Annotated in this window: 16 protein-coding genes; 8 read left to right on the top strand and 8 right to left on the bottom strand. The window is 66.2% G+C overall.

Going from position 1 to position 19,990, the window contains the following annotated elements; all coding sequences use genetic code 11:
* Positions 1–779 precede the first annotated feature (779 nt).
* The 5 genes from kce to BO39_RS26490 are packed head-to-tail and all read right to left on the bottom strand — an operon-like array spanning position 780 to position 7,352.
* On the bottom strand, positions 780–1,709 hold the full coding sequence (gene kce / locus BO39_RS26510) for a 3,5-dioxohexanoate:acetyl-CoA acetone transferase (RefSeq protein WP_043839440.1): 930 nt from the start codon (positions 1,707–1,709) through the stop codon (positions 780–782).
* 5 nt (positions 1,710–1,714) lie between these two features.
* Positions 1,715–2,644 (bottom strand): 3-hydroxyacyl-CoA dehydrogenase, encoded by a 930-nt coding sequence (locus BO39_RS26505; protein WP_043839438.1) that lies wholly within the window; start codon positions 2,642–2,644, stop codon positions 1,715–1,717.
* Positions 2,641–5,166: a branched-chain amino acid ABC transporter ATP-binding protein/permease gene (locus BO39_RS26500; protein WP_043839436.1), complete on the bottom strand. Its 2,526-nt coding sequence runs from the start codon at positions 5,164–5,166 to the stop codon at positions 2,641–2,643. Before BO39_RS26500 ends, BO39_RS26505 begins: the two co-directional genes overlap by 4 nt.
* Before the next feature lie 12 nt (positions 5,167–5,178).
* Positions 5,179–6,054 (bottom strand): branched-chain amino acid ABC transporter permease, encoded by an 876-nt coding sequence (locus BO39_RS26495; protein ID WP_043839434.1) that lies wholly within the window; start codon positions 6,052–6,054, stop codon positions 5,179–5,181.
* A 59-nt stretch (positions 6,055–6,113) separates the two neighbouring features.
* Positions 6,114–7,352 (bottom strand): ABC transporter substrate-binding protein, encoded by a 1,239-nt coding sequence (locus tag BO39_RS26490; RefSeq protein ID WP_043839452.1) that lies wholly within the window; start codon positions 7,350–7,352, stop codon positions 6,114–6,116.
* A gap of 81 nt (positions 7,353–7,433) precedes the next feature.
* Here BO39_RS26490 and BO39_RS26485 point away from each other — a divergent pair, with 81 nt between their 5' ends.
* The 3 genes from BO39_RS26485 to BO39_RS26475 all read left to right on the top strand — a co-directional run bounded on the left by BO39_RS26485 (position 7,434) and on the right by BO39_RS26475 (position 9,829).
* A complete protein-coding gene (locus tag BO39_RS26485) occupies positions 7,434–8,144 on the top strand; it encodes a GntR family transcriptional regulator (RefSeq protein ID WP_245615424.1) in 711 nt (236 codons plus the stop codon).
* An 18-nt stretch (positions 8,145–8,162) separates the two neighbouring features.
* On the top strand, positions 8,163–8,930 hold the full coding sequence (locus tag BO39_RS26480) for an SDR family oxidoreductase (RefSeq protein WP_043839432.1): 768 nt from the start codon (positions 8,163–8,165) through the stop codon (positions 8,928–8,930).
* 176 nt (positions 8,931–9,106) lie between these two features.
* Positions 9,107–9,829, top strand: a complete 723-nt coding sequence (locus BO39_RS26475; protein WP_052402822.1) for an SOS response-associated peptidase — start codon at positions 9,107–9,109, stop codon at positions 9,827–9,829.
* Positions 9,830–9,867: 38 nt separating this feature from the next.
* Here BO39_RS26475 and BO39_RS26470 read toward each other — a convergent pair whose 3' ends face one another.
* Both BO39_RS26470 and BO39_RS26465 read right to left on the bottom strand, forming a co-directional pair.
* Positions 9,868–10,077, bottom strand: a complete 210-nt coding sequence (locus BO39_RS26470) for a hypothetical protein (protein ID WP_043839430.1) — start codon at positions 10,075–10,077, stop codon at positions 9,868–9,870.
* Positions 10,078–11,033: 956 nt separating this feature from the next.
* Entirely contained in the window at positions 11,034–13,061 is a 2,028-nt protein-coding gene (locus BO39_RS26465; RefSeq protein ID WP_084698561.1) for a transcriptional regulator, read from the bottom strand.
* A gap of 237 nt (positions 13,062–13,298) precedes the next feature.
* Between BO39_RS26465 and BO39_RS26460 the strand changes: the two genes are divergently transcribed.
* From BO39_RS26460 to BO39_RS26450, 3 genes are all read left to right on the top strand, one after another.
* Positions 13,299–14,135, top strand: coding sequence for a class I SAM-dependent methyltransferase (locus BO39_RS26460; protein WP_043839426.1), 837 nt, complete (start codon positions 13,299–13,301; stop codon positions 14,133–14,135).
* 31 nt (positions 14,136–14,166) lie between these two features.
* Positions 14,167–15,582 (top strand): phosphatase PAP2 family protein, encoded by a 1,416-nt coding sequence (locus BO39_RS26455; protein WP_156963956.1) that lies wholly within the window; start codon positions 14,167–14,169, stop codon positions 15,580–15,582.
* Between the two features lie 128 nt (positions 15,583–15,710).
* Positions 15,711–16,244: a DUF3455 domain-containing protein gene (locus BO39_RS26450; RefSeq protein WP_052402819.1), complete on the top strand. Its 534-nt coding sequence runs from the start codon at positions 15,711–15,713 to the stop codon at positions 16,242–16,244.
* Positions 16,245–16,542: 298 nt separating this feature from the next.
* On the opposite strand, the gene BO39_RS30530 is transcribed toward BO39_RS26450, so the two are convergent.
* On the bottom strand, positions 16,543–17,172 hold the full coding sequence (locus tag BO39_RS30530) for a hypothetical protein (RefSeq protein WP_052402818.1): 630 nt from the start codon (positions 17,170–17,172) through the stop codon (positions 16,543–16,545).
* A 285-nt stretch (positions 17,173–17,457) separates the two neighbouring features.
* Here BO39_RS30530 and BO39_RS26440 point away from each other — a divergent pair, with 285 nt between their 5' ends.
* Both BO39_RS26440 and BO39_RS26435 read left to right on the top strand, forming a co-directional pair.
* Entirely contained in the window at positions 17,458–18,750 is a 1,293-nt protein-coding gene (locus tag BO39_RS26440) for a sulfite oxidase (RefSeq protein WP_245615423.1), read from the top strand.
* Between the two features lie 6 nt (positions 18,751–18,756).
* Entirely contained in the window at positions 18,757–19,248 is a 492-nt protein-coding gene (locus BO39_RS26435; protein WP_156963955.1) for a hypothetical protein, read from the top strand.
* The last annotated feature ends 742 nt before the right edge of the window (positions 19,249–19,990 follow it).

Genomic DNA, 19,990 nt, shown 5'->3' with positions numbered 1-19,990 from the left:
CTGAAGCATCCGCTTAGGCTGGAACAGCAATCGCCTGGGCGACAGCAACACCAACTTCGCAAGGACGCTGCAGCGGAAACTAACCTGATTACAAGGCACTAAACCTTGTAGACTAAATCGCCCAAGTCCCAAGCTTTGGAGACCACGGCCTCTCCGGAGAGGCAAAACGGCGCTCGTTCCGCAGCCGAAGTATCAAGCTATTTGCGAAAAGTGAGGCCAGAACACACGGAGAAACGCGATACCAACCTACCAGAGAAAAGTTGTCTTGTGGAAAGTTGGAGCAGCGAGAGAAACCGGGCGCAAACATTCTCTGGGGCGCGCGGTCCTGGGTTGAGCGGTGCCGCCCCACCGTCCTGAGCGCCATGACATCAATCGTCAGGTGCCGCGGCCCGTCCCGCGGTCGGTAAGCATGTCGATCGCCAGGTCCGACCGACGCCGTGATCGTGTGCTCTTGTGCAGCGCATGCCAGTTCAGCATCCAGGTGTCGCCTTCCGCCCGCGGCGAGTGCTGGAGAGGACCTTCGACGTCAATCCCGTCTGGATCGCCGCGGCCGTGATGACCTGCGGTCGCCTCCGCCGTACCGCGCCCTACCCAGCCTACAAGACCAAGCTCGGCGAAATTCAAGCTTTCAGGTTGCCACGGGTCGCCGAGTTCTGAGGGGCTGCGCAAGCTTCCTGTTTGCTAACGCTTCCGCATGCCACGAGCCCTCGCCTTTTATCTCTCACTCCAGCGACCCCCGCAACAACACTGAAACGGGGTGCCTCCCGTCCTGGGCCTGTTCAGAAACCCACCCTGTCGCCGCCCTTGAGCGATAACATCTCGCGCGCCTCATCCGGCGTTGCCACCTCAAAGCCGAGCCCTTCGATGATCTGTCGCGCAGCCCGGACCTGTTCAGCATTGGTCTGGGCCAGGCGGCCGGGGCCGGCCCAAAGACTATCCTCCAGCCCCACGCGGATATTGCCGCCCATCGCAGCGGCCATCGCGGCGATGTTCAACTGCTGCCGCCCGGCGCCGAGCACCGACCATTGGTATTTGTCACAGAACAGCCGGTCTGCCGTGCGCTTCATGTGCAGCACATCCTCCGGGTGGTTGCCAATGCCGCCCTGCAGGCCGAACACCGTCTGGATGAACAACGGCGCCTTGACCATTCCCTGATCGTAGAAGTACTTCAAGTTGTAAAGGTGGGCAGTATCGTAGCACTCGAATTCAAAACGTGTGTCGTTGCCGGCGCAGGTCGTCAGGATATGCTCGATATCCCCGAAGCTGTTACGGAAGATAATGTCCTTGTTGCCGAGATAGTCACGCTCCCACTGGTGCTTCAGGTCCTTGAAGCGGTTGAGCATGCCAAACAGGCCGAAGTTCATGGATCCCAGGTTCAGTGAGGCCACCTCCGGCTTGAACGTCGCAGCCGGCCGTACCCGTTCCTGGATCGTCATGGTCGGCGCGCCACCGGTGGTGAGGTTCACCACCACGTTGGAACGCTGCTTAATGACCGGCAGGAACTTGCTGAACGCCTCGGGCGACTGGTCGGGCTGGCCGGTTTGGGGGTCGCGGGCGTGCAGGTGGACGATGGCGGCGCCTGCCTCGGCGGCGCCAATCGCGGCTTCCGTGATCTCCTCCGGCGTCACTGGCAGGTAAGGCGACATCGAGGGGGTGTGGATCGCGCCCGTCACGGCGCAGGTGATGATAACTTTGCGCTTGGTCGCCATGATGGTCAGCCTTCCTTCTCGGCAGATGCCTTGTGGGCCCGCAGCGCCGCTAGTCGGCGGTCGCGCCAGCGCATCTTGGCCGGCAGGTCTCGTTCCGAGGTCCATTGCTGCATGATCGCGGCCACTGCCTCGCCCTCATAAACGGCGGGTGGCGCCGGTTCGGCGGCGAGGCGCTTGTAGAAGCCGGTGTAGCGGGCACAGTAGTCTTCGACCCCGCCCGGCGCGTTCAGCTCGATCGTCGCGAAGGGGCCGAGGAAGCTCCAGCGCAGCCCCAGGCCTTCCGAAACCGTCAGGTCCAGGTCCGCCGGCGTGACATAGCCTTCGGAGACCAACCTGAAGGCCTCGGCCAGCAGCGCGCCCTGCAGGCGGTTAAGGATGAAGCCCTCCACCTCCTTCAGCACCGTAACCGGCACCTGGCCAATTGCTTGGTAGATGCCGCGCGCGCGGGTGATGGTCTCGGGCGCTGTCCAGTCGGCCCCGGACAGCTCCACCAGCGGGATGAGGTGTGGCGGGTTGACGGGATGGCCGATCAGGCAGCGCGAGCGGCCGGGTAGGCCCTCGGTGAACAGGGAGACCCGGATAGCGGAGGAGGAGGAGGCGATGATCGCCTCGGCCGGAGCCGCCGCGTCCAGCCGCGCGAAAAGGTCGCGCTTGACGTCCAACCTCTCGGGGCCGTTTTCCTGGATGAAGGCGGCGGTGCCGACGGCCTCCTCCAGCGTGGTACTGGCGGCAATGCGCATGGCGGCGCCGGCCGGATCGTCGCACAGCCCGTGCGCGGCAAGATCCCGCAACCCCTCGGCGCAGAGGCCGACCGCGGAGGTGGCCACGCCCTCCACCGGGTCCCAGAGCCGGACGTCCCAGCCGGCGCGGGCGAAAATCATGCCCCAGGCGCGGCCGATCAGGCCGCTCCCGATGATGGCGACGGTTTGGCTCATAGCCACAGCACCTTCCTGCGCAATTCCTCGTCCTCACGCAGCAGGCGGGACTCGCCGCTCCACTGCACCGTGCCGCGTTCCAGCGCCACGGTGCGGTCCGAAATTGCGAGCGCCAGGTCGAGGTGATGGTCGACGATAATGATGGAGACTTCCTGTCGCAGCTTATCGAAGGTCTCGAAGAGTTCCTCAGTGACGGCGGGGGACAGGCCCTCGAAGGGCTCGTCCAGCAGCAGCAGCCGCGTGTCTCCTGAGAGAGCGCGGGCCACCGCCACCATTTGCTGCTCGCCGCCCGAGAGCCGATCCGCCGCCACATTCCAGCGTTCCCGCAGGCGCGGGAAGTATTCCAGGATACGCTCCTGCTCCCAGTGGACTCCGGCGCCAGTGATGCGCTTGAGCCGGCCGAGGCCGAGGTTCTCGCCCACCGTCATGCCGGCGAACAGCGCCCTGCCTTGCGGCACGAAGCCGACGCCGCGCCGCGCCACCTTGTCCGGTGTCATGCCCGCGATCGGGTCTCCCGCCAGGGTGATGCTGCCGGATCCGGGGCGCGCGGTGCCGATCAGCGTCTTCAGCAGCGTCGACTTGCCGGCGCCGTTGCGGCCGAGCAGCGCGACCACTTCATTCTGCCGCACGGTCAGCGAGATGTCGTTCAGGATGTGCGACTTGCCGTAAAAGGTGTTCACCTTCTCCAGCACCAGCAGCGGCGCATCCTGCACGGCGGAGGGCCGCGGCTTCTCCGCCAGCGCATGGGCGCCGGCGCCGAGATAGACCGCCTGCACCCGCGCATCGTCCCGCGCGTCGGCGACGCTGCCATCGACCAGCACCTCGCCATCGGCCATCACCGTCACACGGTCGGCCATGCGGAAGACCCGGTCGATGTCGTGCTCCACCAGCAGCACCGGGATGTCGGCCGAAAGCGTCTTGATCAGGTCACCCACCCGCTCGCGCTCGGCGGCGGCGAGACCGGCCAGAGGTTCGTCCAGCAGCAGGATGCGCGGCCTGGTCGCAAGCGCCAGCCCCATGTCGAGCAGGCGCTGGCCACCATAGGAGAGGCTGCCAGCCTCGGCATCCTCCACGCCAGCCATGCCGGTCCAGCGCAGCAGCTCGGTCGTGTCGTCGCGAAGGTCCGCGATCCTGCTGGCATCGCGGAACAGCGAGAAGCGCGCCGGGTGGCGGGCCTGCACGGCGAGGCGGATATTCTCCTCCACCGAAAGCCCGGGAAACAGGTTGGTGATCTGGAAGGATCGGCCCAACCCGGCACGGGTGATGGCGTGCGGTGGCATGCCGTCTACCCGCTGCCCATCCAGCAGCACATGCCCCCGGTCCAGCGGGAACATGCCGGACAGCAGATTGAAGGCGCTGGTCTTGCCGGCACCGTTAGGGCCGATGAGCGCGTGCAGCTGCTTGTCCTCCACCGTGAAGGAGACGCCGCGCACGGCCCGCACGGAGCCGAAAGACTTCTGCATGTCCTGCGCCACCAGCACAGGGCCTTGTGACGCACCCTCACGGATAAAGCGCGCCGGAATGCGGCCGGTGGCCCCGGCGCGGCGCGCGGCCATCGCGGCCGCATCCGCGGGCGGCTTCGGCCGCACCAGCCCCAGCACGCGCCTGCCGATGCCCACCAATCCATCGGGCGAGAAAACGATGAAACCCACGAACAGAATGCCGAAGACCAGCAGCCAGTTGGCCGTATAGATCGACAAGAACTCGCGAAACAGAATGTAGAACAATGCGCCAAGGGCGGGCCCCAGGAAGCTGCGCATGCCGCCGATGACAACCATCGCCAGCAGCTCGCCCGAGAAAGCAAGATTGATCGGATCGGCCGAGGCGAAGCGGTGATTATAGACGCTGAGCACGCCGGCCAGCCCGGTGATCGTGGCCGACAGGATGAAGGCCAGCAGCTTGTACCTGTTGCTGTCATAGCCGAGGAAGCCGGTGCGCCCCTCGTTCTCACGGATTGCGACCAGCACGGTGCCGACCGGCGAGCGGCGCAGGCGCCAGAGGGCCCAGAGCACCACCAGCGCTACGCCGGCAACCACCATGTAATAGCTGTTGGCGTTCTGCAGCGCTTCCCAGCGGGTCACGTTGCCAAGCCCGTTCTCGCCGCCGGTCAGCTCCGTCCAGCGGAAGGCGATGGAGAATAGCATGGCGGTGAAGGCTAGCGTCAGCAGGGAGAAATAGACCCCGCGCCGCCGCAGGATCAGCAGCCCCGCAACGAAGGACAGCCCCGCCACGACGACCAGGGCACCTACCGCCGGCATCACCATGCCGCCCGGCAGATAGTGGCGCTGAATCAGGGCGGCGGCATAGGCGCCGATGCCGAACCAAGCGCCATGGCCAAAGGAGACCAACCCGGTCCAGCCGACCAGGATGTTCAATCCCATCACGGCCAGTGCGAAGACCACCACATCCGTGCCGGTGGTCATGGTCAGGCCGAGCGCGTCCATCAGGAAGGGCAGAACCACTAGCCCTGCCAACGCGATGAGCAGCGGGCGCAGCTCGCGCGCCCATGCGTTCCGCATCATGTTCGCGGTGCCCTATTCGAAGCGCTGGATACGTTCGCCGAACAGGCCGCGCGGACGCAGCAGCAGGACGAGCACCATCAGCAGGTAGACGGCGGCCTCGGTGGCCGGGGGAAAGGCATAGGCGGCGAGGCCGCGCACGATGCCGACAATCATTGCGGCACAGACCACGCCCCAGAACGAGCCGAGCCCACCGATGACGACGACGACAAAGGCGAAGGTCAGGATCTCGGCACCCATCGTGGGCGTGACGCCGGTGACCGGCGCCATCATGGTGCCTGCCAGCGCGGCGAGCGCCACCGCGATCATCACCACCGCGGTCATGTACGGCTTAAGTGAGATACCCAGCGCTGCCACCATGTCCGGATTCTGCACGCCGGCGCGCACCACGCGGCCGAATGCGGTGCGCTTCAGCAGCAGCCACAGCCCGGCGACGCAGACGACGGCGACCAGCAGAATCAGTAGGCGGTACTTGGAGTAGATGAATTCACCCAGGAAGACCTGACCACGCAGAAACAGCGGGATAGAAAATGGCACCGGGGCGGCGCCGAAAATCATGCGAAGCGACTGCTCGGCCACCATCGCCAGCCCGAAGGTCAGAAGCAGGCTGAGGATCGGGTCACCGCGATAGAAGCGGCTGAGCAGAAGGCGCTCGATCACCAGCCCTAGCAGCGCCACCAGAAACGGCGAGACGATGACGGCGCCGCCGAAGCCGATGCTGGGCGCCAGTGCCACAGTCAGGTAGGCGCCGACGGCATAGAAGGCGCCATGAGCCAGATTTACCACGCCGCCCAGGCTGAAGATCAACGAGAGGCCCAGTGCGATAAGTAGGTAATTGGCTCCGATAAGCAGGCCGTTCAGCACCTGCTCCAGGATGAAAACGAATTCCAAAGCGGATCTCCCGGGGTGGCGGGGCGCCCGCGCCATTTAGCGCGGGCGCGATCGGCGCATCAGGCCGGGAAGGTGCAGGCGTTTTCCTCCTTACTGGCGGCCATCGTCTCCAGGTTTTCGCTGGCGGCGGGCATGGCGGCGGAGGTCGTGAAAATGTCGTAGGCGTTCCTCGCCTGGCCGGCCGGCAGGGCGGTGATCGCGAACATTTCCATCATCAGCTGGTGATCGGCGGCGCGGAAATAGCCTTCGCGGGACTTAAAGACGTCAAACTTCGCGCCGCTCTCCAGGTGTTCCACGACCTTGGTCGGATCGATGCTCTTGATCTCGTTCATCGACTGCGCGATCACCTTCATCGCGGTGTAGTCGCTCCAGCCCTGGTTCTCGGGCGGGCGGTTGTACTTAGCCCGGAAGGCGGCGGTGAAGGCCTTGGCGGACGGCGCTTCCAGCAGGTGGTGCCAGACCACCGGCCAGGTCCCGAGGAAATTGCCCGGCCCCGCGCCCCAGGCCAGCGCCGTGTCGAAGCCAAAGCCCGCGACCGGGAAGCGCAGCCCGAACTCGCTGTACTGCTTTAGGAAGTTGGTGATCTGCGCGCCGGCGAGGTTGCAGATCACCACGTCCGGCCGCGCCTGCCGCAGCTTCAGCAGGAAGGGCGAAAAATCGGTCAGTTCAGTCGGCACAAGGTCGGAGCCGCCGATCGACCCGCCGTTCTCGCTCAGGTACTTGTTGGCGACGCGCAGCAGGTCGTGGCCAAAGGCATAGTCGGCGGTCAGGGCGTAATACCTTTTGCCGCGCACCAGCCCCTGGTCGAGGATCGCGCGGCCGGCAGCCTTCACCATCATCGTGTTTTGGGCTTCGGTGTGGAACATGTAGCGACGGCAATCACTGCCGCGCAGCGCGTCGGAATTGGCGCCGGTGTTGATGAACAGTACCTTTTCCCGCTGCACTACCTGGCCGATCGCCAGGGCCGAGGCGGAATTGATCTCGCCTACGATGCAGGTGACCTTGTCGCGCTGCGTGTAGCGCTCGGCCTTCGACGATGCGGTTTGCGGGTTCACACTGTCCTCGAACAGCACCTCGACCTTACGGCCGTTGATGCCACCGGCGGCGTTGATTTGCTCAGCCGCTAGGGCGGCAGCTTGAACAGCAAACTCGCCCAGAGGGCCAAGGAAACCGGTGCGCGGTGTCAAGTGCCCGATCTTCAGGACATCCGCTTGGCCATATGAGATCGAGGGCATCGCCAGTAAGGCGGCGCCCCCGGTCAGCAACGCACGACGGGTCGAGCGTGGAAATTCGGTCATGGACATTCCCTTCCGGCCCCTGTTCACGGGGCTCGATACTGCGATCTGAGATCACAATCATCATGGCAACGCCGTCCGGCCGTGTCTATCGTCATCTCGATGAACCCCGCTGTCGCCGAATTGCTCCCCATAGACCGCCGCACGCTGGGTGACGCCATCTACGCCCATCTGTCGGAGCTACTGATCTCCGGCCGGCTGGCCCCGGGCGAGAAGCTCTCGTTGCGCGACAGTGCGGCGGCCCTCGGCGTCTCAGTGATGCCTGTGCGCGAGGCGGTGTCGCGGCTGGTAGCCGACGGCGCCCTGGAGTCTCCGCCAAACCGAGCGGTGCGCGTCCCGGTCATGACGGTGCCGCGCTTCCGCGAGCTGGCGGACACGCGTATGGCCATTGAAGGCCTAGCTGCCGGACGCGCCGCCACGCTGCGCACCCCGGCGCAGCTGGCTGCTATCCGCAGCGCAGAGGCAGCGTTCCGCACCCTTGCCCGTCAGCCGGATCCGGCGCTGGCCGTGGCGCTAAACCGTGACGTGCATTTCGCCATCTATGCCGCCTGTGGCCTGCCCACGTTGCGCTCCATCATCGCAGGGTTGTGGCTGAAAGCCGGTCCGGTAATAAATCTGGATCTGCGGGCCAGCAGCGATCGGCTGAACGCCGGCCATGCACTGCGCTGCCATACCGAGGCGCTGGCCGCTATACAACGCGGCGACGCCGGCTCCGCTCAGGCTGCCATCGCCGCCGACATCAATGAGGCGGCAAAGTTCATCATCGCCCGCGGCATCCTGCCGGCAGAGGCATGACGGAGGAAACGACAAACCATGGATCTCGCCATAGAGGGATTGCGCGTGCTGGTGACGGCGGGCGCCAATGGAATCGGCCGCGGCATTGTCGAGGCCTTTTTGAACGAAGGCGCAAAGGTATTCACCTGCGACCTGGACGAAGCCGGGCTGACGACTCTGCCTGCGGGCGTGGGACGCCGCGTGGCCGACGTGGCAGACCGCACACAGGTGGGGGCGCTAGTGAAGGATGCGGTCACACATCTCGGCGGGCTGGACGTTTTGGTGAACAATGCAGGCATTGCCGGGCCGACTGGCAGAGTGGAGGACATCGCGCCGGAGGACTGGGATCGCTGCCTAGACGTCTGCCTGACTAGCCAGTTCAACTGCGCGCGACTGGCGGTACCACACCTGCGAGCGAGCACGAACCCATCCATCATTAATCTGTCCTCGGCCGCTGGGCAGTTCGGCTTCGCACTGCGCAGCCCTTACTCCGCCGCCAAGTGGGGAGTGATTGGCTTCACCAAGTCCCTCGCGATCGAGCTGGGTGACGCAGGCATCCGCGTCAACGCCATCCTGCCTGGGTTGGTGGCCGGTGACCGGCAGCGGCGGGTGCTGGAGGCCAAGGCGCAGCAGCGCGGCGTGCCCTTCTCGGAAGTTGAGAAGGCCGCTTTCTCTTACGTCTCCATCAAGGACTATGTGACTCCGCAGCAGCTGGCAGACCAGATCTTGTTCCTGTGCAGTCCACGCGGGCGGACTATCTCCGGCCAAGCCATCGCTATCGACGGTGATACAAGGATGCTGGCTTAAGGCGGCGACGGTCTTGCAGCTGTGACGCTTGGCTGTAGCGGAGCCTCAGGCTCTCGTTGCGAACAACAGTCAATAGTATTCCTCCTGGTCCGCTTGAGAGCACCTTCCGATGATCAGCGTCAGGCAGCCATGGCTGACACTTCCTTTTTTAACCACGCACTGGCTACGATCGTTGGATGTGTAATCTCTACAACATCCGCACCAACCAGGCCGCAATCCGCGACATCGCTCGTGCCATGCGCGACAGAATTGGCAACCTGCAGCCACTGCCCGGCATCTACCCTGATTATCCGGCTCCGATCGTCCGTATGGCCACTGATGGTGTGCGCGAGTTGGCTATGGCGCGCTGGGGCATGCCATCGCCGGCGTTCGCCTTGAAGGGCAAGAAGACTGATCCCGGCGTGACGAACGTCCGCAACACCTCCTCGCCGCACTGGCGCCGCTGGCTCTCACCTGAGCATCGCTGCATTGTGCCGCTGACCGCCTTCAGCGAGCCGGAGCGCCAGCCGAATGGCAAATCGGAGCCCGTGTGGTTTGCCTTGGGGGAGGACCGGCCGCTGACCTTTTTTGCCGGGATCTGGGTGCCACATTGGACATCAGTGCGGAAGGTGAAGGAAGGTGAGGTGACGACCGACCTCTATGCCTTCCTTACCACGGAGCCCAATGCGGAGGTCGCGCCGGTTCATCCGAAAGCGATGCCGGTGATTCTGACCCAGCCGGATGAGCTAGAGACCTGGATGACGGCACCTTGGGCGGTGGCGATGGAGCTGCAGCGGCCACTGCCGGACAGGATGCTGACGATCGTGGCCCGAGGGCGGTCGGACCAGCCCGAGGAGGAGCTGCCGGGCGGTGATGTGCGGCCGGGGACGGCCATGTCGGACCAGGGCAGTTTGCTGTAACAAACCCGCCCCCCGGCCGGAGAGAGGTGGCGACTTGCTCAGCGGTTCGCCGCCTTGTTCGAGCCGACATTCTCGTGCCATTCGATCGGCATGCCGTCCCAAGTGGCAATCTGCTTGCCTGCCCATTTCCTGCGGACGTGCACGTGGAATCCGTCTGCAGTGACTTCGACGTAGCCTGACTTACCATCCGTGAGCCGGAGGTGCTGGGCGAGAGCCGCGCCCTGTTCCTTCATATAGTCGTCGCTCATGGCTCAAGTGCTCCGAATGCTTGCTTTGTTATAAACGTCCCTACCTGGATGCTCGCGGTGCTATGTGCGAATGGTGACCGAGGTTAGGCTTCATCCTGACCCGATGCACCGGCTCAGTGCCAGCTATTTTGCCTGAGTTTGCCAGGAGCTTGGCGGCCGAGGAGAGAGCTATCTCCGCCCGCGGCGGACCAGCCGTTCGCATCGGGGGTCGTCGCCGACACCGAGCTGAATCGTGGGTAGGGCGGCGAGCACATCACCAAGGCCACCTCCACTGCCTCCCGAGCGCTCTGGTCCGGCGGTTGCGGCCTTTAGGGTCCCGCTAATCAGCAGCGGTGAGGGTACCACGCCCAAGGTGAGGTGCTTTGATTCTGTCCTGACACGAAGCTCCACGCGCTCACGCCTGAGGTCCACCGAGCCACGGCCCTCCAGTACCGCATCCTCAGTTTCGAGCAGCAGGGATCGAGTGGACAGGATGCCTCGACGCAGCCCCAGGTCGGCCAGGAAGCACTCCACGCGCGTCTCGCCCTTGCCGGGTACATCGGGCGGCTGCTGCAGCTGACGCTCTTGGCACAGAATCTGGTGGGAGCAGTGCTGAAATAGCAGCAGCCTCTACAGCTCGATCCATCTCAACTATTGAAGCAACTTCCGGCTAACTGGGAGCAACAGGGCTGGGCACAAGCCTCAAGAGGGGGGCGCGCACTCGGTGGCTCCCCGCCCACCCACTCAGAGGCATTTTGCGCCCACTGCACCCTCTCAGCATGCACGCCGCACTCCCTGGAAGCGGCCGCCGCTCGCCTGGAATATTCAAGGGTGGTACGCCGAAGTCAGCGACGGCACCATGGGTCGTTAGGCTGTAAACTGACCAACCCAGATCCGACTTGTTCCTCGGCTGCGCCTTGCGCCGTGACTGTGCCCGTCGGATACGCCGTGCGTCCTGGGACATGCTGCAGCCGGCGTTAGTCCAAGCCTATGCGCCGTGCACCTTCCCGGAACAGACTTTCGCCCTGCGGCACGGGTTGCATCGCAGCGATGAGGTCGTCCACGCGGTAGCTCGGCAGCATCCTGCGGATCGCGGCAACATGGGCGCGTGCCTCGTCCAGCCGCTCGGCCAGGGCGAGGGAGACGGCCGCGATCGCCAAGATATGGGCGTGAGCGTTCGGGCGTGCCGCCGCCTTCAGTCCCGCATCGGCCGCCTCCTCGAACTGGCCGAGGCGCAGGAGCGCCATGGCGCGCGAGCCGAGAATGCCGAAGAGCAGGGGGTCGAAGGGGCTGAGTCGTTGCGAGTGCTCGGCGGCAGTTACGGCTGCTGTCGGATCGCCGGTTAGCGAATGCACGAAGGCGAGCGTGTAGTGTCCGAGCGCGAAGTTCGGGCTCAGCTCGACGGACCGGCCCAATTCCTCCACGGACTGATCGTGGCGGCCGCGCAGCCAAAGGGCCCGGCCCATGGCCCAATGAGCGGCGGGGTCGCGGTCGTCGGCCATCAAGCCCTGCCCCGCAGCGGCGTAGGCCCGCTCGATTTCCTCCTCCCGCGCTGCCCAGCCCTGGAACGCGTTCTGCCAGTGGGTAAAGGAAAGGCCGGCATAGGCGCGCGAGAACGTGGGATCGAGGCGCAGAGCCGTCTCAAAGAAATGCCGAGCCTGCTCGTTGTCCGTCTTGTTGAAGCGGTACATGTGCCAGAGGCCGCGGTGATGTGCCTCCCATGCGTCGAGCGAATCCGGTGGCTTCAGGACGGCGAGGTTACGCTCGATCGCCTCGATCTCGCCAACGATAGAAGCAACGATGCGATTGCCGATCTCCTCAAGGGCGAGAAATGTGTCGTTCGCTAGATGATCGAAGACCTCTGCCCAGACGATGCGAGCGGTCCGTGCCTCCGCGAGTTCGATCGCGACGGCAAGGCGCTTTCCGCGCCGCTGCACCGATCCGCTGACGACGTAGTCCACGCCGAGCGTCCGGCCCGCCTCCGCCGGTGCGACGCCGCGCTCCCGCAGCGCGAACATCGTGCCCTGCGCTATGACGAACAGGCTCCGTAGCTTCGCCAAACGCGTGATCACGTCGTAGGTAAGGCCGTGGGCAAGCCCGCCGCCGGGCAGCGGCCCGGCGGTGAGGTCGGTGAACGGCATCACGGCTACCGAGGCCCGGCGGGCCGCAACGGATGCAGTCTCCGCTGATGCCGGAGGCGGCGCGGGGCTCGCTGCTATCCGGGACCGCGGCGCGTCGTCCGGTCCGGCCGGTCCTCCACCGGCAAGGGCCGACCGCCACAGGGCGCGGAGGGGCGCGGCGTCGAGGCCTTCGGCCGCGAACAGCCGAATCGTTGCCGCGAGGTGCTCCTCTCCCTCGCGCAGGCGACCGCGGCGCGCGAGCGTGTTCAGGACGGCCTCGTGCGGGCGGAGGTCGAAGGGAGCGAGCCGGAGCCAGCGGTCGAGAATCCCTGACGCCTCGGTGTCTGGGATCTGCTTGGCGAGCTGTTCCAGCAGCGCGGCGTGGAGCTCGCGAAAGTGGCGGCGCTCAGCCACGAGCCAGATGTCGAAGGCCGGCTGGCGCTCGATCTCCAGCCCTTCGAGGAAGTCACCCGCAACAAGATCGGCCAGCGCTCTCAGCCGCGCGATCGGAAGCGTAGCGAAGCCTTCCCGGGCAGCGCGGTCGAGTTCAGCCGCATCGACGGTGCAGCCCGCTAGGTCCAAGGCAACCGCGTCCATCCGCGTCTCAACCCGCCGACAGCCGGGCTCGTCCAGGACGCTCCTGATACGGCTGAGGCACCATCGAAGCTCGCCACGCGGGTCGTCGGGAACGTCCCACAGGAACTCGCAGAGCTGGCCGCGGTGAGCTGGCTGCGGGGCCAGAGCGAGGTAGGCGAGGAGCGCGCGAACTTTGCGCGATGCGGGCAGTGTGAGCGGCACGCCAGCCTGGAGGACGGTCATCGGCCCGAGGAGGCGGATCTCCAGCGCGTGATCGCTATCTCCCTGGCCAATCGGTCCCGATTCCATGCGCATTCCCACGCCGCCTCCCACGGCCACTTCCACGCGCCACTGCTACGAGAAGGGGGCGAGGAGGCGACGTGCTGGGCAACGGGCCCGCGGGTCCTCTCCGCGCAGCGGCCGGTGACCATAGCAGCGAACTGCAGAAGGAAACGCAACGGTGTTTGCCGACCGCGCCACGACCCCATGCCGCCTCCCTCCAGGGGCGGCGCATCGAAGCCCTGTTTTAGCCGAAGGAGAATGATTATGTCTGCCTCCGCCACCCTGTCCCAGCCAGCCGCTCCGACACCCGATCTCGCGGCCGTGAAGGCCCGTCAGCAGGCGACCTGGGCGGCGGGTGACTACGCCGTCATCGGCACCACCCTGCAGATCATCGGCGAGCGGATCTGCGAGGCCGTCGACCTGCGCGCGGGCGAGCGCGTGCTTGATGTCGCGGCCGGGAACGGCAACGCGACGCTCGCGGCAGCCCGGCGCTTCACGCAAGTGACCTCGACGGACTATGTCGGTGAGCTGCTGGAGCGCGGCCGGGAGCGTGCTGCAGCCGAGCGCCTCGTCGTGGCCTTCCAGTCCGCCGATGCTGAGGCTCTGCCCTTCGAGGACGAGAGCTTCGACGTCGCGCTCTCGACGCTCGGCGTCATGTTCACGCCGGACCAGGAGACGGCTGCGGCGGAACTGATCCGTGTCGTGCGCCACGGCGGCCGGATCGGTCTCGCCAACTGGACGCCGGAAGGCTTCATCGGCCTGGTCTTCAAGACGATTGGAAGGCACCTGCCGCCACCGGCGGGCCTAAGCTCGCCCGCGCTATGGGGCACCGAGGCGCGGCTGGCCGAGCTGTTCCCTGGCCAAGCGGTAGCGGCGACGAAGCAGGTCTTCAACTTCCGCTATCGCTCGGCCGCCCACATGCTTGAGATCTTCCGGACCTACTACGGCCCGATGAACCGCGCCTTCGCGGCACTCGACGGCGCGGGAGCCGAGGCGCTGGAGAACGACCTGCTCGCGCTGATCGAGCGGATGAATCGTGGCGGCGCGGGCACGCTGATCGTGCCGAGCGAATACCTCGAAGTCGTCGTGACGCGGCGGTGAGAGCCGTGGCTCGCGATCAAGGAGAAACACCATGAACAGGTTGAGACAGAGCCGCCGCGCGTGGGGCGCGGTTGTGCTCCTCGGCGCCTCGGCCGTCCTGTGCGGGACAGGCCGCGCCCAGCCCGTCGGCGCGGCCGGCGCCGAGGCCCATCCCGGAACGTGGCGGACCTGGGTACTGGCCTCGGCGGGCCAGTTCCGCCTGCCCCCGCCTCCCGATGCGGCGACAACGCTCGCGGAGGCGGGGCAACTTCGGGCGATGCAGGTCTCGCGCGACGCGGAGACGCTCGGGCGCATCGCTTGGTGGAACACCGCCGCGCCGTCTTACCGCTGGAACCAGATCGCGGTGGAGGAGGCGCTGCGGGCCGGCATTCCGGTCAATCTCGCCTCGAGGCACCTGGCGGTGCTGCACACGGCGCTGGCCGACGCGATGGTTGCCGCCTGGGACAGCAAGGCGACGTACAACCGTCCACGGCCGGGCTCGGCCGAGGAGGGGCTGCGGCCCGCCGTCGTGCTTCCCGCAAATCCCTCCTACCCGGACGAGCAGGCCGTCGCCGCGGCTGTCGCGGCCACCATCCTCTCCGAGATCTTCCCACGTCGCGCGGCAGAGTTCTCGCGGCTGGCAGAAGAGTCCGGGCGGCTGCGACTGGTGGCGGGCGTCACGTATCCAAGCGACGTCGCGGCCGGCGCCGCTCTCGGGCGGCAAGTCGCGGCTGCGGCGCTGGATCGGGCCAGGCGCGACCGCACGGACCAGCCCTGGACAGGTTCGGTGCCAGTGGCCCCAGGCGGGTGGACGGGCTCCAACCCGGCTCTCGCGCAGGCGCCGGGGTGGGTACCGTGGCTGATGTCCTCGGGCGGTGAGTTCCGGCCGCCACCGCCGCCAGCGAGCGATTCAGTGGAGCGCGCGACGGAAATGGCAGATCTGCGCGCCGTGGAGCGCACCCCGTTCACCAACGCCCGCGCCGTCTATTGGGACGCGGCGGCCGGCAGTCTGCGCAGCCATGAGTACTGGAACAACCACACGGGGCGGCTGCTAATGGAGTACGGGCAAGGGGCGGACGCAGCCCGCGCGGCGCGCGCCTACGCCTTGCTGAACGTGGCGCTCTACGACAGCGGGGTTGCTTGCTGGGACGCGAAGTACGCGTACTGGACGATCCGGCCGATGCAGTTGGACCGCGAGTTCCGCCCGGTGATCCCCGTGCCAAATCACCCGAGCTATCCGTCGGCGCACACTTGCTTCTCGACGGCGGCCGCGGCGGTGCTGGCGCACCTGTTCCCGCGTGACAGCGAGGCCATGGCGGCGTTGGCGCGCGAGGCCGGGGAGTCGAGGATCTGGGCGGGCATTCACTACCCGGGCGACGTGACTGCGGCGGATTTGCTCGGCCGCCGCGTGGCGGAGCGCGCGATCCACCGGGCGCTCGACGACGGCGCGAGCACCGCCTCTCCGTGAGGGAGCGCGGCACCGATCTCCCCGGTCTGGCCGCCCGCGTCACTCCCTGGTCGTTAGGAACCATCGGGCGCGGGGTAGAGGACCCCGCGCCCGTCGCCGGCAGAACCGGCTTCCTCGGAGGAACCAACATGATCCATCGCCGTGTCTCCCCTTTGCCGTGCGCGGCCGGACTCGTCGTCGCCCTGGTGGGCCCAACGGCACGCGCGCAGCCTGGCCCGGAGATTGCCGCGCCACCGGGCCTGTCGGTGGTGGCGATGACCCACGCGCAGGGGGCGCAGATCTACGAGTGCCGCGCCGGCATGGACGGCCGCCTTGCCTGGATGTTCCGCGAGCCAGTCGCGACGCTGCTAGAGGAGGGCCGCACCATCGGGCGGCACTACGCCGGGCCGAGTTGGGAGTTGGCTGATGGGGGAGCTACGCTCGTCGGGCGTGTCACCGAGCGCCTGCCAGGTGCGGGCACGGGCAACATTCCGTGGCTCCGGCTGGAGGTGGCGGAGCAGCGCGGACCGGGAAGCGACGGACGGCTCGGACCAGTCACGACGATTCTGCGAGTAAATACAGTAGGAGGGCTCATCGAAGGCCCGTGCCGGACGGCCGGCGCGTTCCGGGCTGTGCCTTACGCAGCCGACTACGTTTTCCTCGCGCCGACGACCAAGGGCTAGCGGACGTCGCCCGGTTGTCGCGGCGGAGCCCGCGGTGACGCCCGTCCCTCCTACGACGGAGTTGCGCGCGGGAGCCGCGCAATCTTCGGACCCGTCGCGATCTCGAGTGGTCGTGGGTCTCGGCCAGAAGCTGCCGAGCCCCGGTGTAGTTCGGCGGGAGCGAGTTCCGGTCCCTGATCGGCCTTATTCGCGAGTATTCCGGCTCCTTACGGCCAAGTGGGTGCACATCGTGCGGCTGCTGATCGAGTGGGCCGCGGCGTTGATCCGTGAGCGCGGACAGCGTCAGTCGTGGGTGATCTCAGGTGGCCGTCGCGATGACGACGGCCCTTCCCGCCACCACCCGGGTCGGATGAGGAACGACTGAACCACCTTTCTCGTGGATGAGAGCAATGACGCGCTCGTTCGACTGATCTGCGTTCTCGCGCGTGTCGAAGAGCACGACAATGGCGGCGCGCGTCCGAGCAGGGTCGCCCCAGGCGGCGTAGAAGCCGCGGAACCCGGGCGAGCCGCTCTGTGCAGGGATAGAGATCTCTCGCGTGAACTGCTCCGCCTTGTCGGGCTCGCTGATGTTCTCGAATTTGCGGATGAGCACATAGAGCTGATTGCCAGCGTCGCCGAAGCGGGGTTCACCGCCCTCTGGCCCCGCCTGGATGGCGACGGGCCCTGCAAACACCTCTGGCGGGTCCGGCAGCAGGTCCAATAGGTTTGACTGAACCCATGTCCGGGCCTCGTCGTTTGCGCGGGTCGCCTGGCCCTCGCTGTCAAAGAGGGTCATGGAAACACCGTCCCCAGCCTCGCTGGCAAAGGTGCAGTACCCCTTGAAGCCGGGCAATCGCTTTAGGATAGGCACCAGCCCCGCCTCGATACGGGGAGCGGCCTCGTGCACCCGCGGCCCCGCGTCGGCGTAGCGTCTAAGGGTGAGGTACATGACCGTCCTCCCTTTACTTTGCAGGCTTCCGCCAAACCTGCGACTTGGCTGCCAGACATGTCAAAGGAAAGCTGTATTGGAGCTGGGCATGTCGAGGTATCGATCAGACGCTTGTCTGGACGTCGTCCGACCAACCGGGCTGACCTCTTCGAAGGTTTGCTGAGATCAGGGCGCGGCGTTGCGGTGCCAGTGCGGCCAATGGCACCCTACGTCCAGCTTTCACCACACGAAGAGCGAATGGAGGAGACGAAGCTTATGCCCTTCCTTGGCAAACCAGAGCGTTCCGTGCGCGAGCTCTATCAGGACGACCCGGAGCGGTCTGACGCGCTGGTCTGGGGTCGCCGAGGGGCGCTCAAGGGCGCCGCCCTCGTCTCGATGGGCGCTGCGCTCGGCGCCACCATTCCCTTCGCCGCCCGCTTGCCAGGTGGATTGCTGCCAGCCGCGCTTGCCCAACCTACCTCCGTGGGCGGTGGGCCCCGCATGGTCCAGCTTGGCGGCAAGGCGCCGCTCATCCTGCAGGGCGAGCGCCCGTTGAACGCCGAAACGCCGGAGACGCTGCTCGACGACGATGTCACTCCGGCAGAGAAGATGTTCGTCCGCAACAATGGGCAGGTGCCCGAGGCACCTTCTAATCCGCGCGCCTGGAAGATCCGTATCGATGGGGAGGTGAACCAGCCCCTGGAGCTGACGGTGGGCGAGCTGGAAAGCGGCCGCTTCCCGCTGGTGACGCGGCGCTTGCAAATGGAGTGCGGCGGCAACGGCCGGTCGTTCTTCTCACCCGAGACCCGCGGCAATCAGTGGGGCAACGGTGCCGTCTCCTGCGCCGAATGGACCGGCGTGCGCCTGCGCGACCTGCTCCAGGCTGCGGGGCTCAAGGAGGGCGGGAAGTTCACCGGCCATTACGGCGCAGACCCGCATCTCTCGGGCGACCGCGAACGGCAGGCAATCAGCCGCGGGATGCGGATAGAAAAGGCGGTGGACGAGGACACGCTGGTCGCGATCCGCATGAACGGCCAGCCCATCCCGCTGATCCATGGCGCGCCGCTGCGGCTCGTCACGCCCGGCTGGCCGGGCTCGCTCAGTCAGAAGTGGCTGACGCGGATATGGATTCGTGATCGCCCGCATGATGGCCAGGGGATGGGGGGGACGAGCTACCGCGTCCCCGTACAGCCCATCGTGCCGGGCAGCCGCAACGACGGTAGCGACTTCCGCGAGCTGGAATCGATGGCGGTGCGCTCGGTCCTGACAAACCTGTCGCATGGCACACGGCTACCGGCCGGGACGCGGGAACTCCACCTGCGCGGGCACGCCTGGGCAGGCGACAAGACCGTGGGGGCGGTGCATGCCTCGGTAGACTTCGGTACCACCTGGCGGGAGATGCGGACGGACTCGCCGGCTAACCGCTACGCCTGGCAGCGCTGGTCGGGGCGCGTAGACTTGCCTTCGGATGGCTACTTCGAGGTTTGGTACCGCGCCACCGACAGCGACGGGCTGATGCAGCCGCATGTCGCCGCCAATTGGAACCCGCAGGGCTACGGCAGTAACGCGGTCAGCCGTGCGGCGATCATGGTGGGTTAAGGCGAGATGCCATGCCGTTCCAGCGCACCTAAGACGATCGCTGCCGCGTCCGCGGGTGTCCTCGCGCTTCTGGTACTCTCGGGTAGCGGCTTCTCGACCGGTCACGTTGCTGCGGAGCCTGCATCAACCGCGTCGCCGGCAGCTTTGCGTCAGCAGCCGGAGCAGCCGGAGCAGCCGGAGCAGCCGGAGCAGCCGGAGCAGCCGGAGCAGACGGCCACCCTTGACCAGATCACGGAGACGCCCGAAGCCCTGCCGGAAGGACATGGCCGGGAGGAAGCGTTCTACCGCTGCACCGCTTGCCATAGCACTGCTGTCATTCGCCGCTCGCGCCTAGCGCGGGATCGATGGGATGAGCTGATGGACTGGATGACGGAGCGGCACGGAATGCCGGTTTTGGAAGGTGAGGAGCGCCGGCTCATCGTCGGCTATCTCGCCAGCGCTTTCCCGCCCCAGGAGCAACGGCGGCGGGGTTCCACCAATCCCTTCCTGACCGATTAGATCCTTGGGCTCGCAAGGTCCCTGACCGGCCCGCCACACTGTTCATGGCTGCCACGCGCGAGCCTGCTTTCGGGGTGCTGGACTGCTTCGAGTTGAGCTATGAGGCTCGGTGAGAAGCGTACGTCTTGTGCGGCGACGCAATCGCCTGGGCGACAGCAACACCAACTTCGCACAGACGAGGCGGGAAAAAATAATATGATTACAAGGTGCTAAACCTTGTAGACTAAATCGCCCAAGTCCCAAGGTTCGGAGACAACGGCCTCTCCGGAGAGAGAAACCGACGCTCGTTCCGCACTCGAAGTATCAAGCTATGTGCGGAAAATGAGGCCAGAACACACGGAGAAGCGCGATCCCAACCTGCCAGAGAAAAGTTGTCTCGTGGAAAGTTGGAGCAGCGAGAGAAGCTGGGCACGAACATTCTCTGGGGCCGCAGTGTGACGCTTGATGAGGAAGTGCTAGCTGTCGTAACGTTGGTGACGGTTCGGTCCCGCCCAAAGTCCTGCGGCTCGTGACTGGTGTTGTCGGAGAGGCACTGCACCACTTCGGCACAAGGTCGCGTCAGAAAAGCGACGTTTGATCCGGCCCTGTTATTGACGACATCATCATGCGAACGGCGATCGGCCGATCGCGGGGGAGAGTCCGATGCCGAATGCCGAGTTGGACGAAGTCCGCAGAATGCTGACCTCAAGCCCGCGTCCAGCCGGGCTGGCAGAGCGGCGGCAGCGCCTCGACGGTTTGGGAG

It is taken from the genome of Roseomonas aerilata DSM 19363 (assembly GCF_000711725.1).
GTDB lineage: Bacteria > Pseudomonadota > Alphaproteobacteria > Acetobacterales > Acetobacteraceae > Roseomonas > Roseomonas aerilata.
The sequence above is the reverse complement of the archived record's forward strand: the minus strand, read 5'-3'. Positions and strand labels throughout refer to the sequence as shown.